Origin of the sequence: Streptomyces hiroshimensis, from assembly GCF_014650335.1 — a bacterium.
In the GTDB taxonomy this organism is placed as follows: domain Bacteria; phylum Actinomycetota; class Actinomycetes; order Streptomycetales; family Streptomycetaceae; genus Streptomyces; species Streptomyces hiroshimensis.
This window is the reverse complement of the sequence record NZ_BMUT01000008.1, coordinates 339,873-352,876: the sequence shown is the minus strand read 5'-3', so window position 1 is coordinate 352,876 and position 13,004 is coordinate 339,873. Positions and strand designations below refer to the sequence as shown.

The window sequence follows — 13,004 nt, the reverse complement described above, 5'->3', positions numbered from 1 at the left end:
GACAGCTCTTATGCTCTCCCGCCTGTTCGCACCCAAGGTGCGAGTCAGCGCCCACTGCGACCTGCCCTGCGGTGTCTACGACCCCGCCCAGGCGCGCATCGAGGCAGAGTCGGTCAAGGCCGTCCAGGAGAAGTACCAGGCGAACGAGGACGCGGACTTCCGCGCCCGTGCGCTCATCATCAAGGAGCAGCGCGCGGAGCTCGCCAAGCACCACGTCTCGGTGCTCTGGAGCGACTACTTCAAGCCGCCGCACTTCGAGAAGTACCCCCAGCTGCACCAGCTGGTCAACGACACCCTGAAGGCCCTGAGCGCGGCCAAGGCGTCCAACGACCCGAAGACGGGCCAGAAGGCGCTGGACTACATCGCCGAGATCGACCGCATCTTCTGGGAGACCAAGAAGGCCTGATCAGGCGGCATGGCGCAGGCGCACCCGGTCGCCGGCCCCCGTGAGGGAGGCCGGAACGGACCGGGTGCGCTGCTGTTTGCGGGCTTTTCCGGATAGCGGGCTTTTCCGGATACAGGCTCTGCTATGTACGGGCTTTCCTGTGTGCCGCCGCCAACGCCGTCCCGTACAGCGTCAGGACGACGGCCATCAGTGCGTAGTACAGCGGCGGCAGGGCCGTCATGCCCAGGGCCGGGCCCAGGGGGGACAGGGGCAGGAGCAGGCCCACGACGGCGAGGCCGGCGGTTGCCAGGCGGACCGGCAGTGGGGCCCGGCGTTCGGCCGCGTCCCTGCCCGCGCGGAGCAGGAGCATCACCAGGGCCTGGGTGAGCAGGTTCTCCGTGAACCAGCCTGCGTGGAAGGCCGCCTGGCCCTCCTCGGCGCCGAGGGAGTGCACCGAGAGGGCGAGCACGCCGAAGGTCGCGAGGTCGGCGGTGGCGTTCAGCAGGCCGAATCGCGTCATGAAGCGGAAGAGGGCGCGCGGGCGCAGCACCACGGGGCGCAGGTGGGCGGCGGCGCCGGGACGGTCGAAGGCGAGGGCGAGCTGGGCCGCGTCGAAGCAGAGGTTCTGTACGAGCACCTGCGCGGGCAGCATGGGCAGGAACGGCAGCAGCAGGCCCGCGGCCAGCATCGCGATGACGTTGCCGAGGTTGGACGAGAGCGTGATGCGCAGGTAGGCCGTGATGTGCCCGGTGCTGCGGCGGCCGGTGACGACGGCCCGGTCGAGGGCGGTGAGGTCCTTCGACGCGAGGACCACGTCGGCCGCCTCGCGCGCCACGGCCACCCCGTCCCGCGGGCAGATGCCCACGTCGGCGGCGTGGAGCGCGGCGAGGTCGTTGACGCCGTCGCCGAGGAAGCCGGTCGTGGTGCCGCCGGTGCGCAGGGCGCGGACGACGCGGGCCTTGTGTTCGGGCGCGCAGCGGGCGAAGACGGTGGTGCGGGCCGCGAGCCGGGCGAGTTCGGCGTCGTCGGCGGCGTCGATCCGGGCGGCCGTCAGGGGTTCGCCGGGGTCCAGGCCCAGTTCGCGGCAGGCCCGGGCGGCCGTGCCCGGGTGGTCGCCGGTGACGACCTTGACGGTCACGCCGCGCCCGGCGAGGACGGCCAGGGCCTCCGCGGCGGTGGGCGCCAGGGCGTCCTGCAGCCCGGCGAAGCCGACGAGGGTGAGTTCCCGCTCGTCCTCGGGCGCGTACGGGCTCGTGCTCGCGGGCCGCTCGGCGAGGGCGACGGCGAGCACCCGCAGCCCGCTCCCGGCGAGGGCGTCGGCCCGGGCGGCGAGTCTTGTACGGTCGGCAGCGCTGATGACCCGGGCGTGGCCTTCGTCGCTCACGCGCGTGCACCGCTCCAGGACGTCCTCCGCGGCGCCCTTCACCACGAGCACGTACCGGCCCGCGGGGGCGCCCCCGGCCGGGCGGAGCGGCTGGAGCGGGCGGACGTTGCCCGGCAGGGAGCCCCACAGGGAGCCCGGCACGGGATCAGGCAGGAGGTCCGGCAGAGTGCCCGGCTCGCCGCCTGCCACCCGGACCAGGGCCGAGGCGATGCGGCGCCCCGGGCCGCAGGGCAGCGCGACGAGGCCCTCGACGCCGTCCGCGCCGCCGCCCCGCTCCTCGTCCGCGTCGAGAAGCGCCTCGTCGAGGGCGTCCGGGGCGGGCAGCTCGGCGAGGTGCAGCGTCCAGAGGGCGGCCACGGCGGCCCAGTGCAGCACGGCCGGGTCGTCGCGGCCCTCCGCGTCGACCGCGCAGGCGAACACCGGCCGGTCCTGGGTGAGCGTGCCCGTCTTGTCGACGCACAGCACGTCGACGGCGCCGAGGTCGTGCAGGGCGGGCAGCCGTCTGACGATCACCTCGCCGCCGCGCGCGAGGAGGGCGGCACCGCGCGCCAGGGCGGTCGTGACGACGACCGGCAGCATCTCGGGGGTGAGGCCCACCGCCACCGCGACGGCGAACGGCAGCGTCTCCATGCCGCGGCCGCGTACCAGCGCGCTCGCGAGCAGCACCAGCGGCGCGACGAGCAGCATGCACCGCACCAGGGTCCAGGCGATGCCGTTCACGGAGCGGTCGAAGGGGCCGGGGAGGCGACGGCCGCGCTCCTGCGGCACGGCCCCGGACAGGACGGTGTCCGCCCCGGTGGCGACGACGACGCCGGTGGCACTGCCGGAGACGACGCTGCCGCCCTGGAGGCACAGGTCGCCGGGCGCGCTCCTGGCCACGGGCGCGGACTCGCCGGTCAGCGCCGCCTCGTGCACGGTCAGGCCCGTCGTCCGCAGCAGTCTCAGGTCGGCGGGGACGAGATCGCCGGGGGCGAGGAGGACGAGGTCGCCCGGCACGAGCTGCTCGACGGGCAGCTCGCGGGTCACCGGCTCCTCCGTCTCCGCGGGGCGGCGGCGGACGGTCGCGGTGGTGGCCAGCAGCTCGCGCAGGGCGGCCGCCGAGCGGTCGGCGCGGTGCTCGCCGGTCGCGCGCAGCACACAGCTGACCGTGACGAGGACGGCGATCACACAGGCGGTGCCCCAGGCGGCGAGGCCCGCCGACACCAGGCCGAGGGAGAGGAGGACGGCGGTGAAGGGGTCGCGCAGGCTGCGCGCGAAGCGGCGCGGCCAGGGGTCGGGGCGGCGCCCGGGGAAGACGTTCTCGCCGTGGCGCGCGAGCCGTGCGTCGGCCTCCGCCTCCGGCAGCCCGCGGGGCCCGCTCTCCAGCGCGCGCAGGACCTCCAGGGTGGTTCCGGTGGTGGTTCCGGTGCCTCCTCGCGCGGCGGAGCGGTCAGGCGCCCAGGCCATGGAGACGCCCGCTACGAGCGGCGCCGCGCCCGCCGGCACCGGCCGCCGCCCCGGCCTCGCGGTCGGTGAGCTGGCCGACCATCAGCCGGACGATCGCGACGACGTGCGGGTCGTCCACGAGGTAGACCATGCGGCGCCCCTCGCGGCGCGAGCGCACGAGCCCGGCCAGCTTCAGCTTCGCCAGGTGCTGGCTGATCGCGGGGAGCGCGCCGCCCACCCGCTCGGCGAGGGCCGTGACGTCGCTCTCGCCCTGGGCGAGGGCCCACACCAGGTGGAGCCGGGCGGGCGAGGCGAGCAGCCCGAAGGCCGCGGCGGCCTCGGTGAGCACGTCCGCCGAGGGGTCGCCGAGGCCTTCGCCGAAGTCCTCTTCGACGTCCTCGAAGCTTCCGACACCTGCGGCCACTGTCGCTCTCCCGTTCCTGCCGCGCGTCCCTGTGCCCGGCACGACCAGTCTAGGCAGGGTGCGGCGAGCGGACGGGCGGACATGCGCCGCCCGGCGGCTGGGCAGAAGTACCGAGAGCAACCGGTCCGGAACGGCCACAACAGGCTGCAAAAGGGGGACCCGTGGAAATCTCCGGAATTTTCAGTGCGATCGTCATCGGTCTGATCATCGGCGTGCTCGGGCGGCTGGTCGTCCCCGGGCGCCAGCACATCGGGGTGCTGTGGACGATCGTGGTGGGCATCGCCGCCGCGTTCCTGGGCGCGGCCATCGCCCACTGGCTGGGCGTCGACGACACCAAGGGGGTCGACTGGATCGAGTGGCTCATCCAGATCGGGCTGGCCGCGCTGGGCGTGGCCGCGCTCGACAGGGCGAAGGCGCGGCACTGAGGCGTACGGGGTCCGGCGGCTGTGAGGGCTACGAGAGTTACGAGAGCTTGCCGTCGTAGTCCGGCAGCTTGAAGGTCCGCTCCGCGTGGCCGCCCACGAGGTCGGTGGTGTTGTTCCCGATGTTCGCGATGATCGAGTACCCCTGCTTCTCGATCTCCGCGCGCTTGGCGGTCTTGTACGTGCTCACGTCCTGGAAGAGGTCCGGGAGGTGCCGTACGTACAGGCCGCTGACGGGGTAGCCGACCTCGCGCAGGTTGTGCTCGGTGAGCGAGTCGAGGATGCCGGGGCGGGCGGTGACGAAGAAGATCGCGGCGCCCCGCGCGTGCGCGTAACGCGTCAGGTCCAGCACCGCGGCGATGGCCGGCGTGGGGTACGTCCAGTGGAAGTCGGTCTCCAGGGAGCTGTTGTCGATGTCGAGGACGACGGCCTGCTTCCGGCCGTGCGCGTTTTCGGTGCGCTCCTTGACGTAGGGCAGGGCCCGGTCGATGACGGCCTGCACGTCGCGCTGCCAGACGGCGTAGTCGACGCCCTTGAGCCCCGCGGGCCCGGAGGTCCACGAGGCGCTCGCCGCGGCGGCCGCGGCCGGGCGGGCGGCGGGGGCCGCGGTCGCGTCCGTCGTGGTGACGACCGTCGCGGCCGTGGTCAGGGCGGTGACGGCGAGGGCAACTGCGGCGCGGCGGGCCGGTATCGGTGCGGTCATGGATGGCATGCTCACGCCCGCCGGTGACGGGCGGGGAACGGGCGGGTGACCGCCGGGCGTCACCGGGCCGCCCACCACGTGCGTCCGGTTCCCGTCGCCGTCGCTTCGTCAGTTCTCCCTCCCCCCCTCCCTCTCATTCCGCCCCCCTCCCTCCCGCTCTCCCTCCGCTCCCCTTCCGCTTGTGTGCACTTCCGCGAACCGGCATGCATGGGCCACGGGTCTCCGGGTAGGCGCTCGGGGGTCACCTACGGATCTGGGGAGGACGATGTGACCATCACGGCATCCACGGTTACGACAGGGCATTCGGGGACTGCTCCGCAGCACCTCGAAGAAGCGGTCGGGGGGCTGCCGTACATCGAGGACGCGTCCACAGTGGCGCCTCGCGACGCCCGCGCACTGTCCGGGCTGTTCTTCGCACGCCTGCGGGAACTGGAGGAGGGCACGCACGCGTACCAGTACGCGCGGAACACCCTCATCGAGATCAACCTCTCGCTCGTCCGCTTCGCCGCCTCCCGGTTCCGCAGCCGCGGCGACCAGATGGAGGACATCATCCAGGTCGGCACGATCGGCCTGATCAAGGCGATCGACCGGTTCGACCTCTCGCGCGAGGTGGAGTTCACCACCTTCGCCGTGCCCTACATCGTGGGTGAGATCAAGCGGCACTTCCGCGACACCGGCTGGTCGGTGCACGTTCCGCGGCGGCTGCAGGAGCTGCGCGTCGAGCTGGCCAAGGCCACCGGTGAGCTCTCGCAGGAGCTGGACCACTCGCCGACGCCCGCCGAGCTGGCCGAGCACCTCGGGCTCAGCCGCGAGGAGGTCGTCGAGGGCATCGTCGCCGGCAACGGCTACACGGCCGGCTCCATCGACGTCCCCGTGGACGACGGCCCCGAGCAGTCCGGCACCACCTACGCCGACCGTCTGGGCGGGCTCGACCCCGCCATCGAAGGCGTCGAGAACCTGCACGCGCTCAAACCGCTCGTCGCCGAGCTCGACGAACGCGACCGGCAGATCCTGCGGATGCGGTTCGGCGGGGAGATGACGCAGTCCGAGATCGGCGCGGTGCTGGGCATCTCGCAGATGCACGTGTCGCGGCTGCTGACGAGGATCCTGACGCGGCTGCGGGCGGGGATGCTGGGACACAAGTAGTCGCTGGCGGGGCGCCCCGGGCCGGCCCGGGCGGCGTCGGCGAAGAAGCCGAAGAGGCGAAGGGGCTCGGCCTCGCCGGGCCGAGCCCCTTTTCCTGCGGAGGCTCTACGCCGCAGGCGCCACTGCCCCCGGCGCCGCCACCGCCGCCGACGCCGCCGGTCCCAGCCACGTGGCCCGGACGGTCTTGCCGTCCGGGCGCCGGTCCACCTCCAGCAGGCCGGCCAGCCGTTCGACCATGTGCCAGCCCAGCCCGCCGCCCCCGCCGAAGTCCGGCGGACGCGGCTGCGGCGGGCGCGGGCTCGCGTCCGCGATCTCCACCACCAGGCGGCCCTGCACGGCCCGCACGCACAGCCTCCACCAGCCGCCCGCGTGCCGTATCGCATTGGTGACCAGCTCCGAGACCACCAGGACGACGGCGTCGGGATCCGCCCACGGGCAGTGGCGGGCCAGGAACTCCGCCGTCGCGTGACGCGCCCGGGCGGCGTCCCCGTACGGGGCTTCGATCACAACCATCCGGCGGCTCCCTCGTCGCTGCTGCGCTGACCTGCTTCTTCACCTCTGTCGACCGGCGTATACCCAGCGATCGCCGGGTCATGACCTCCGTTGCGGAGGGGTTCGTCACGGAAGGTCCCCGGGACCGGAGGGGAACCCGCTCGGGAAGCCGGTGGGGAAGCCGGTGGGGAAGTCCGTGGGAAAGCCGCTCGGGACACCCGTGGGGAAACCCTTCGGCGGAGCAGGCGCAGGGGCTGCCGGGGGAGCCGACGGCCACGGCTGCTCGATCCGCTCCGTGACCTTCTCCTTCGCGGGCTTGAACACGCTCAGGTAGAAGACCCCGAAGCCCACGCATCCGGCCACGAACAGCGTCAGGAAGGCCAGCAGGATCCCCGTTCCCACCCGCGTCCTCGCGTCCCCGGGCGGGATGGCCGTGGCCCGGTCCGGGCGGCCCTGCGGGTAGCGGATGACGACGCTGTCCCCCTCGATGACCGTCGCCGACCCGCCCGCCTCCTCGAACCGCCGCCGCTCCCCGTCCTGCGACGTGAACTCGTAGACGTGGTGCAGCGTGGTCGAGGACGACCTGTGCGCACCCTGCCGGCGGGTGACCGTCGTCGCGTACAGGCGCAGGCAGCGCCCCTGCACCTCGATGCCGCTGTGCCACGCGGCCCGCAGCCGCCGCAGCCGCACGACCGCCCACACCATTCCGGCGATCCCGCCCGCCGCCATGAGCGTGGGCAGCGCCAGGATGACGATGTCGAACATGAACCCCCCGATGTCGGATGTGTGTGCGGATATTCAACTGTGTCGGGGGTTCTGATGCCATGACTTAGATCTTGGGTCCGCACTATCCCGGGTCCGCACTATCCCGGGTCCGCACTATCCCGGGTCCGCACTACCCCGGGTCCGCGCTCGGCAGCGTCGTGGTGAACCGGGCGCCCCGCGGGCTGTCGGTGATCTCCAGGGTTCCGCGGTGCACGGTCGCGATGTGGTGGGCGATGGCGAGGCCGAGTCCCGTACCGCCCGTCGCGCGCGTACGGGCGTCGTCGAGCCGGGTGAAGCGTTCGAACACGCGCTGCCGGTCGTCCGGGTGGATGCCCGGGCCGTCGTCCTCGACGTGCAGGACCGCGACCCGCCGGCCGGGGTCGCAGCCGAGGCTGACGGCGCCGGTGACGGCGACGATGACGGTGACGGCGTGGGCGGCGTGCCGGTCGGCGTTGTCGAGGAGGTTGCCCAGGAGGCGGGCGATGAGCGTGTGGCGGCCGTGCACGATGACGGGATCCGGGGCCTCGATACGGACCTCCAGGGCCCGCCGGCCCTCCGGACGGCGCCGGACCTCCTCACGGACCAGGGCGGTCAGGTCGACGGGCTGAGCCCCCGGCAGCCCCTCCGCGCCGGTCGCGTCCAGCCGGGCGAGGAGCAGCAGGTCCGAGGTGATGCTCTGCAGCCGCCGCGTGTCGCCGAGCGCCGCCTCGGCCACCGCCGTCCACTCGGCGTGCTCGGGGTGGGCGAGGGCGATCTCCAGCTCGGCCCGCAGGGCGGCGAGCGGGCTGCGCAGTTCGTGCGAGGCGTCCCCGACGAACCGGCGCTGCTGGTCGACCGCCGCCTGCAGCCGGTCGAGCGTGCTGTTCATCGTCCCGGCGAGCCGGGCCACCTCGTCGCGGGTCTGCGGCACCGGCACCCGGCGTTCCAGGTGGTGGGCGGTCAGCTCGGCGAACTGGGTGCGGATCGCCTCGACCGGGCGCAGCACCCGCCCGGCCACGAACCACGTCGCGCCCGCGACGGCGGCCGTCACCAGCAGGACGGCGCCGATGAGCAGCCACCCCATGTGGTTGAGGCGGCGCTGCTCGTCCTGGAGCCTGTTGAAGACGTGCAGGTAGCGGCCGTCGGTGCCGACCAGTTCGTAGTTGAGGCTCGGGGTCCGGCTGCCGGGGTCGGTCCACGGCCACAGCGACAGCGTCTCGCCGCCGTGCGGGGGCTCGCGATCCGTCGGCTGAGGGCCCGGTTCCCAGCGCTCCTTACGGGGTTCGATGCCCGTTTCCACCCGCAGCCGGGGGTCGTCGCGCAGCTTCTCGGCCGTGTAGAAGAGCTGGGCGTCCGGATCGCCGTCGATGAGCCGGGGGACGGCGGCGGTCTTCCGGGACGTGTAGTCGACGGCCTCCCGCGCCAGGTAGTCGCGCAGCGAGCCCGCGGCCAGCCCCGCGCCGACGATCAGCGGGAGCAGGGCCGAGACGGCGACTAGGCAGGTCAGCCGGCCCCGGATCGAGGTGGGCCGCAGCAGTTCGAGCGCCCGGCCGGACCGCCGCTTCACGCTGCGGGGGCGTCGGCCGCCAGCCGGTAGCCCACGCCGCGGACGGTCTGGATGGTGTGCCGCCCGAACGGGGCGTCGATCTTCCGGCGCAACGCGCTGACGTGCACCTCCACGATGTTCACATCGCCCTGGAACGCCTCGTCCCACACGTGGGCGAGGATCTCGGCCTTGGCCACGACCTCGCCGTCGCGCCGGGCGAGGTACTCCAGGACCGCGAACTCCCGTGCGGTGAGCGTCAGGTCGACGGTGCCGCGGCGGCAGCAGCGGGTCGCGGGGTCGATCTGCAGATCGCCGATCCGGATCATCACGGGCCGCTCGGGCCGGCCGCGGCGCACCAGCGCGCGCAGCCGGGCGACGAGGGCCACGTAGGAGAAGGGCTTGGTCACGTAGTCGTCGGCGCCCGTGTCCAGGCCCTCGGCCTCGTCGTACTCGCCGTCCTTCGCGGTGAGCATGAGCACCGGCGTCCAGACGCCGGCCTCGCGCAGGCGGGCGCACACGCGGTAGCCGTTGAGGCCCGGCAGCATGACGTCGAGCACGACCACGTCGTACGCGTCCTCGGCCGCGAGGTGCAGGCCCGTGTGCCCGTCGTAGGCGACCTCGACCGCGAAGCCCTCGGCGACCAGGCCGCGGCGCAGCAGTTCCGCGAGCCGACGGTCGTCCTCAACCACCAGTATTCGCATGCCTTCAGCATGGCCCGGAGTGCGGGCCCCTGCCCTGAAGTTCCCTTCAGGAATCCTCAGCGTGCCTTCAGCTGCGGGGTGCGAGCATCCTCGGTGTGTCTCCCCGGCACTCCGGCCCACCGGGCGCGTACCGGCGGCACACGGGGGTGGGGCCCGTACGCTCGCCGGCCGGGCCCGACCGCCGGTCCGCGCCCTCTCGGGACCGCGGCCGGCCGCCCGGCTCCGGGGGCGGTCGGCCGCGGCCCGCTGGGGCCGGTGCCGGGGGCTCCGGGGTGGGGGTCCGGGGCCGTATATTTACGGGCCCGTGCCCCGCGACGCAGCGGCGCCGTCGTCCGCATCGGGCCCGCAAATACACGTCAGCGCCCCGGACCCCCACCCCTGCGCCCCCGTCACCTCCCGCCGTCCGTACGGTCCTGCCGGCTTCCGGGGGCCGCCGTCACCAATCCCCTCCCCCGAAGCCTCCGCCGTCACCGCCGCCGAAACCGCCGCCCCCGTCGCCCCAGCCGCCTCCGAAGTCGTCGGGGTTGAAGTCGCTGCCGGTGTAGTCGCCGCCGTCGGGGCCGCTGTCCGCCGGGGCCGCGTAGGCGGGGCCGGAGAGCATGCCGCCGAGCATGGTGCCGACGAGGAGGCCGGGCAGGAGGCCGCCGCCGAAGTAGCCGCCGGCCCAAGGGGCGTAGGCGGGGCCCGCGTTCCAGTACGGCTGCTGGCCGCCGTCGGCGGTCCGGACCGTGCGGGACATCGGCTCCTGGCCGTCGGCCAGCCTGGCGGCGTCGGCCGCGCACGCGGGCACGGTGCGCAGCGCGCCGCCCGGGGGCGCCCATTCGACGTCCTGGACGGACGGCCCGTGGCGCGGGTCGAAGAAGCAGGGCACGCGGCGTTCGGGCAGGGGGGCGCCGCTGCGGCGGGCGGCGAGGGTGGCGAGGGCGAAGCGGCCCTTGTCGAGGGTGGCGGTGACGGCCGTGACGTCCTCGGGGCGTGCCGCGGCGGCCATCTTCGACTTGGCCTCCTCGTAGGCGTCGAGGGCCTCTTCGTAGTCGCGCCGCATGGCGTCGTCGGCGCCGGGTTCGGAGGGGTGGAAGTCGAGCCGGTCGAGCTCCTCGCCGAAGGCGGTGATGTCCTCGTCGACGACGACGCGCAGGGCGTCGAGCTCGGCCCGCTCGCGCTCCTCGCGCTTGCGCTTGTTGCGCCGGTAGAGGGCGTACGCACCCGCGCCGCCCGCGACGACGATCGCGCCGCCGGTGATCAGGCCGGTGGCGCCCACGCCGGACTCCGAGCCGCCCCAGGAGCTCGGGGCCCGGCCCCGGGCCTGCCGGTCGGCCTGGTCGACGAAGCTGTTGAGCATGGTCGCGGCGTCGCCGCCGGAGCGCCGGACGGAGCCGACGAGGTTGCCGGTGGCGCTGCGGGACATGACCTTGGAGTCGGCGTGGGCGTTGAAGGCGTCGCCGAGCCGGATGGCGTAGACGCCGGCGATGCCGACCTTGGTGCGCAGGTCCCGGAAGACGGTGGCCTTGGGGAACTCCGGGCTCTCGGGCAGGACGGCCACGAAGACCGGCTTCCCGGCGTCCTCGATCTTCTTGGCCAGGGCGTCGGCTTCGGCCGCGGGGAGCTGGCCGGCGGCCCGCGGGTCCACGTAGACCGGGCTCTTGCGCAGCGCCTCGGCCACGGTGTCCAGGCCCGTCGCCGCGTGCGCGGCGGGGGCGGGGGCGTACAGCGCCGTGCCGGCCAGGGCGAACAGGGCGGCGATCAGGGCCAGCAGCGGCCTGGGAAGCGCCCGGGGGGTGGCGGGCATGGCGTTGCTCCTCGATCGAGGTCGGGTTTCTACTTATTCCTACTGCTTTCTACCGGTTTCTACCTAGTGAAATTTACCCCCAGCATGGATTAATCGGGCATCGGGTTCGCCCGCTTCCCCGCCTCATCCGTACGAGAGGTTCGCGCAGGGGTCGTCGTCCGCCGACCTGGCCTTGGCGGCGATGTCGGTGGAGAGCGTTCCGGGGGGCGCCGTGGAGGGCGCCTCGGACGGCCCCGCGTCCATGGCCACGTTGCCGGAGGCACCCGCGGAAGCACCCACGGAAGCCCCTCCGGGCGTATCGCCGGAAGCGCTCCCGGACGCGTAGTCGCGGCCCACCGTCACCGTGATCCCGTCCGCCGCCACACCCCGGATGTACGCGCCGGGGAAGAGCCGCGCGACCGTCCGCGCGTCCGCCGCCTTCCCCGGTCCGAACTCGATCACGGTGGTGCCCGCGTTGCGGACCTCGGCGTTCCCGGTGTCGCCGACCGTGAACCCGTGCTGTGCGAGGGCGGCCGCGGCCCGTGCCGCGAGCCCCCTCACCCTGGTGCCGTTGGCGACGGAGACGCTCACGCCCTCGCCGGAGACCGGAGCCTGTGAGGCCGGGGCCGGGCCCGGGGACCGGGAGGCCTGCGGGGCCCCGGCCTCGTTGCCCGGCACCGGCTCCGTCTGCCGGGCCTTGGAGCGGTCGCCGCCCGCGTCCTTGCCGTCGAGGGTGCGGTCCGCCTTCAGGGAGGCCCACAGCGCATCGGCCTCGGGCCGGACGATGTCGACGCGGTCCCCCTCGTAGCGCCAGGGGACGGTGATGAACTTGATGTCGTGCAGGCCGATGTCCTTGAGCGACATCGCGAAGGACAGCAGCTTGTCGGCCGAGCCCAGCCCCGGGTCGACGGTCATGGAACGGGTGGCGGCGTCGGCCAGCGGCAGCAGCGTGGTGGGGTTGAAGCCCTGCGCCCGCACCTTCTTGATCAGACCGGCGACGAAGGCCTGCTGACGCTGGATGCGGCCTATGTCGGAGCCGTCGCCGATGCCGTGCCGCACGCGCACGTAGTCCAGGGCCTTCCGCCCGGAGACGGTCTGCTGTCCCTTGGCGAACAGCAGGTCGCCGCGCGAGCCGCGGTGCGGGTTGAGATCGCCCTGGTAGACGTCCTTGGGCAGGCACACCTGCACCCCGCCGACGGCGGAGGTCATCGAGGAGAAGCCCTCGAAGTCGACGACGACGGTGTGGTCGACGCGCAGCCCGGTGAGTTTCTCCACGGTGTTCTGCGTGCAGGCCGGGTTGCCCTTCGCCGACTCCCCCACCGAGAAGGCCGAGTTGAACATCGCCCGCGTCCGCCCGGACGTCCAGCTGCCGTCGGGCAGCTTGCACGGAGGGATGTCCACGAGCGTGTCCCGCGGGATCGAGACGGCGATGGCGTGCTCGCGGTCGCGGTAGACGTGCAGCAGGAAGGCGGTGTCCGAGCGACCGACGTCGCCCTCGCCGCCGCCCAGGCCGCTGTTGCCGCCTGCGCGCGAGTCCGAGCCGATGACCAGGACGTTCTGGCCGGCGACCCCCGCGCCCGGGCGGTTCTTGGACAGCCCGTCCGCGTCGAAGGTGCTGATGTTGCCGTTGAGCCGGAGCCAGAGCCAGCCCGCACCGGCGGCCAGCAGCACCACGAACGCCATCACGACGAGCGTCGCCGTCCGCATCCGGTGATGCGTTCCGCTCCCTCGGCTGCCACTCATCCGCGAGCCCTCATCCATTCCCCCGGCGTCCCCGGTTTCTTGCCACCTCACCCCGATAGACGGCCGGGCAGCCACTTTGGTTGTCCAGTTGCGCAATCTGGCAAGTATGGTGAACACAACG

The 13,004-nt window shown here is 73.6% G+C and carries 12 protein-coding genes; 3 read left to right on the top strand and 9 right to left on the bottom strand.

Translation table 11 applies throughout. From position 1 onward, the window contains the following. Positions 1-10 precede the first annotated feature (10 nt). Positions 11-406: a superoxide dismutase, Ni gene (gene sodN, locus IE241_RS20265; protein WP_168095046.1), complete on the top strand. Its 396-nt coding sequence runs from the start codon at positions 11-13 to the stop codon at positions 404-406. A gap of 121 nt (positions 407-527) precedes the next feature. Here sodN and IE241_RS20260 read toward each other — a convergent pair whose 3' ends face one another. Then, positions 528-3,215: an HAD-IC family P-type ATPase gene (locus IE241_RS20260; RefSeq protein ID WP_190023191.1), complete on the bottom strand. Its 2,688-nt coding sequence runs from the start codon at positions 3,213-3,215 to the stop codon at positions 528-530. Next, positions 3,199-3,618, bottom strand: a complete 420-nt coding sequence (locus IE241_RS20255) for an ArsR/SmtB family transcription factor (RefSeq protein WP_190023190.1) — start codon at positions 3,616-3,618, stop codon at positions 3,199-3,201. The genes IE241_RS20260 and IE241_RS20255 overlap by 17 nt, the downstream gene beginning before the upstream one ends. Before the next feature lie 161 nt (positions 3,619-3,779). Between IE241_RS20255 and IE241_RS20250 the strand changes: the two genes are divergently transcribed. After that, positions 3,780-4,043: a GlsB/YeaQ/YmgE family stress response membrane protein gene (locus tag IE241_RS20250; RefSeq protein WP_190023189.1), complete on the top strand. Its 264-nt coding sequence runs from the start codon at positions 3,780-3,782 to the stop codon at positions 4,041-4,043. A 37-nt stretch (positions 4,044-4,080) separates the two neighbouring features. Here IE241_RS20250 and IE241_RS20245 read toward each other — a convergent pair whose 3' ends face one another. Further along, positions 4,081-4,743 carry an HAD family acid phosphatase gene (locus IE241_RS20245; protein ID WP_190023188.1) on the bottom strand — a complete coding sequence of 221 codons (663 nt, stop codon included), beginning with the start codon at positions 4,741-4,743 and terminating at the stop codon, positions 4,081-4,083. Positions 4,744-5,016: 273 nt separating this feature from the next. Here IE241_RS20245 and IE241_RS20240 point away from each other — a divergent pair, with 273 nt between their 5' ends. Beyond that, positions 5,017-5,889 (top strand): RNA polymerase sigma factor SigF, encoded by an 873-nt coding sequence (locus IE241_RS20240; RefSeq protein WP_229899550.1) that lies wholly within the window; start codon positions 5,017-5,019, stop codon positions 5,887-5,889. Positions 5,890-5,994: 105 nt separating this feature from the next. Here IE241_RS20240 and IE241_RS20235 read toward each other — a convergent pair whose 3' ends face one another. From IE241_RS20235 to IE241_RS20210, 6 genes are all read right to left on the bottom strand, one after another. Beyond that, positions 5,995-6,402: an ATP-binding protein gene (locus tag IE241_RS20235; protein WP_190023186.1), complete on the bottom strand. Its 408-nt coding sequence runs from the start codon at positions 6,400-6,402 to the stop codon at positions 5,995-5,997. A 105-nt stretch (positions 6,403-6,507) separates the two neighbouring features. Beyond that, entirely contained in the window at positions 6,508-7,146 is a 639-nt protein-coding gene (locus IE241_RS20230) for a DUF3592 domain-containing protein (RefSeq protein ID WP_190023236.1), read from the bottom strand. A 130-nt stretch (positions 7,147-7,276) separates the two neighbouring features. Further along, entirely contained in the window at positions 7,277-8,692 is a 1,416-nt protein-coding gene (locus tag IE241_RS20225; protein WP_229899532.1) for a sensor histidine kinase, read from the bottom strand. After that, entirely contained in the window at positions 8,689-9,372 is a 684-nt protein-coding gene (locus tag IE241_RS20220) for a response regulator transcription factor (RefSeq protein ID WP_190023185.1), read from the bottom strand. Before IE241_RS20220 ends, IE241_RS20225 begins: the two co-directional genes overlap by 4 nt. A gap of 436 nt (positions 9,373-9,808) precedes the next feature. Then, positions 9,809-11,161: a hypothetical protein gene (locus IE241_RS20215; protein WP_190023184.1), complete on the bottom strand. Its 1,353-nt coding sequence runs from the start codon at positions 11,159-11,161 to the stop codon at positions 9,809-9,811. A 123-nt stretch (positions 11,162-11,284) separates the two neighbouring features. Beyond that, on the bottom strand, positions 11,285-12,883 hold the full coding sequence (locus tag IE241_RS20210; RefSeq protein ID WP_190023183.1) for an LCP family protein: 1,599 nt from the start codon (positions 12,881-12,883) through the stop codon (positions 11,285-11,287). Positions 12,884-13,004: the final 121 nt, after the last annotated feature.

What these genes read in the sequence shown, in the direction of transcription:
- sodN (WP_168095046.1), top strand. Translation starts at nt 11, where the DNA reads ATGCTCTCCCGCCTGTTCGCACCCAAGGTGCGAGTCAGCGCCCACTGC.
- IE241_RS20260 (WP_190023191.1), bottom strand. Translation starts at nt 3,215, where the DNA reads ATGGCCTGGGCGCCTGACCGCTCCGCCGCGCGAGGAGGCACCGGAACC.
- IE241_RS20245 (WP_190023188.1), bottom strand. Translation starts at nt 4,743, where the DNA reads ATGACCGCACCGATACCGGCCCGCCGCGCCGCAGTTGCCCTCGCCGTC.
- IE241_RS20235 (WP_190023186.1), bottom strand. Translation starts at nt 6,402, where the DNA reads ATGGTTGTGATCGAAGCCCCGTACGGGGACGCCGCCCGGGCGCGTCAC.
- IE241_RS20230 (WP_190023236.1), bottom strand. Translation starts at nt 7,146, where the DNA reads ATGTTCGACATCGTCATCCTGGCGCTGCCCACGCTCATGGCGGCGGGC.
- IE241_RS20220 (WP_190023185.1), bottom strand. Translation starts at nt 9,372, where the DNA reads ATGCGAATACTGGTGGTTGAGGACGACCGTCGGCTCGCGGAACTGCTG.
- IE241_RS20215 (WP_190023184.1), bottom strand. Translation starts at nt 11,161, where the DNA reads ATGCCCGCCACCCCCCGGGCGCTTCCCAGGCCGCTGCTGGCCCTGATC.
- IE241_RS20210 (WP_190023183.1), bottom strand. Translation starts at nt 12,883, where the DNA reads ATGAGTGGCAGCCGAGGGAGCGGAACGCATCACCGGATGCGGACGGCG.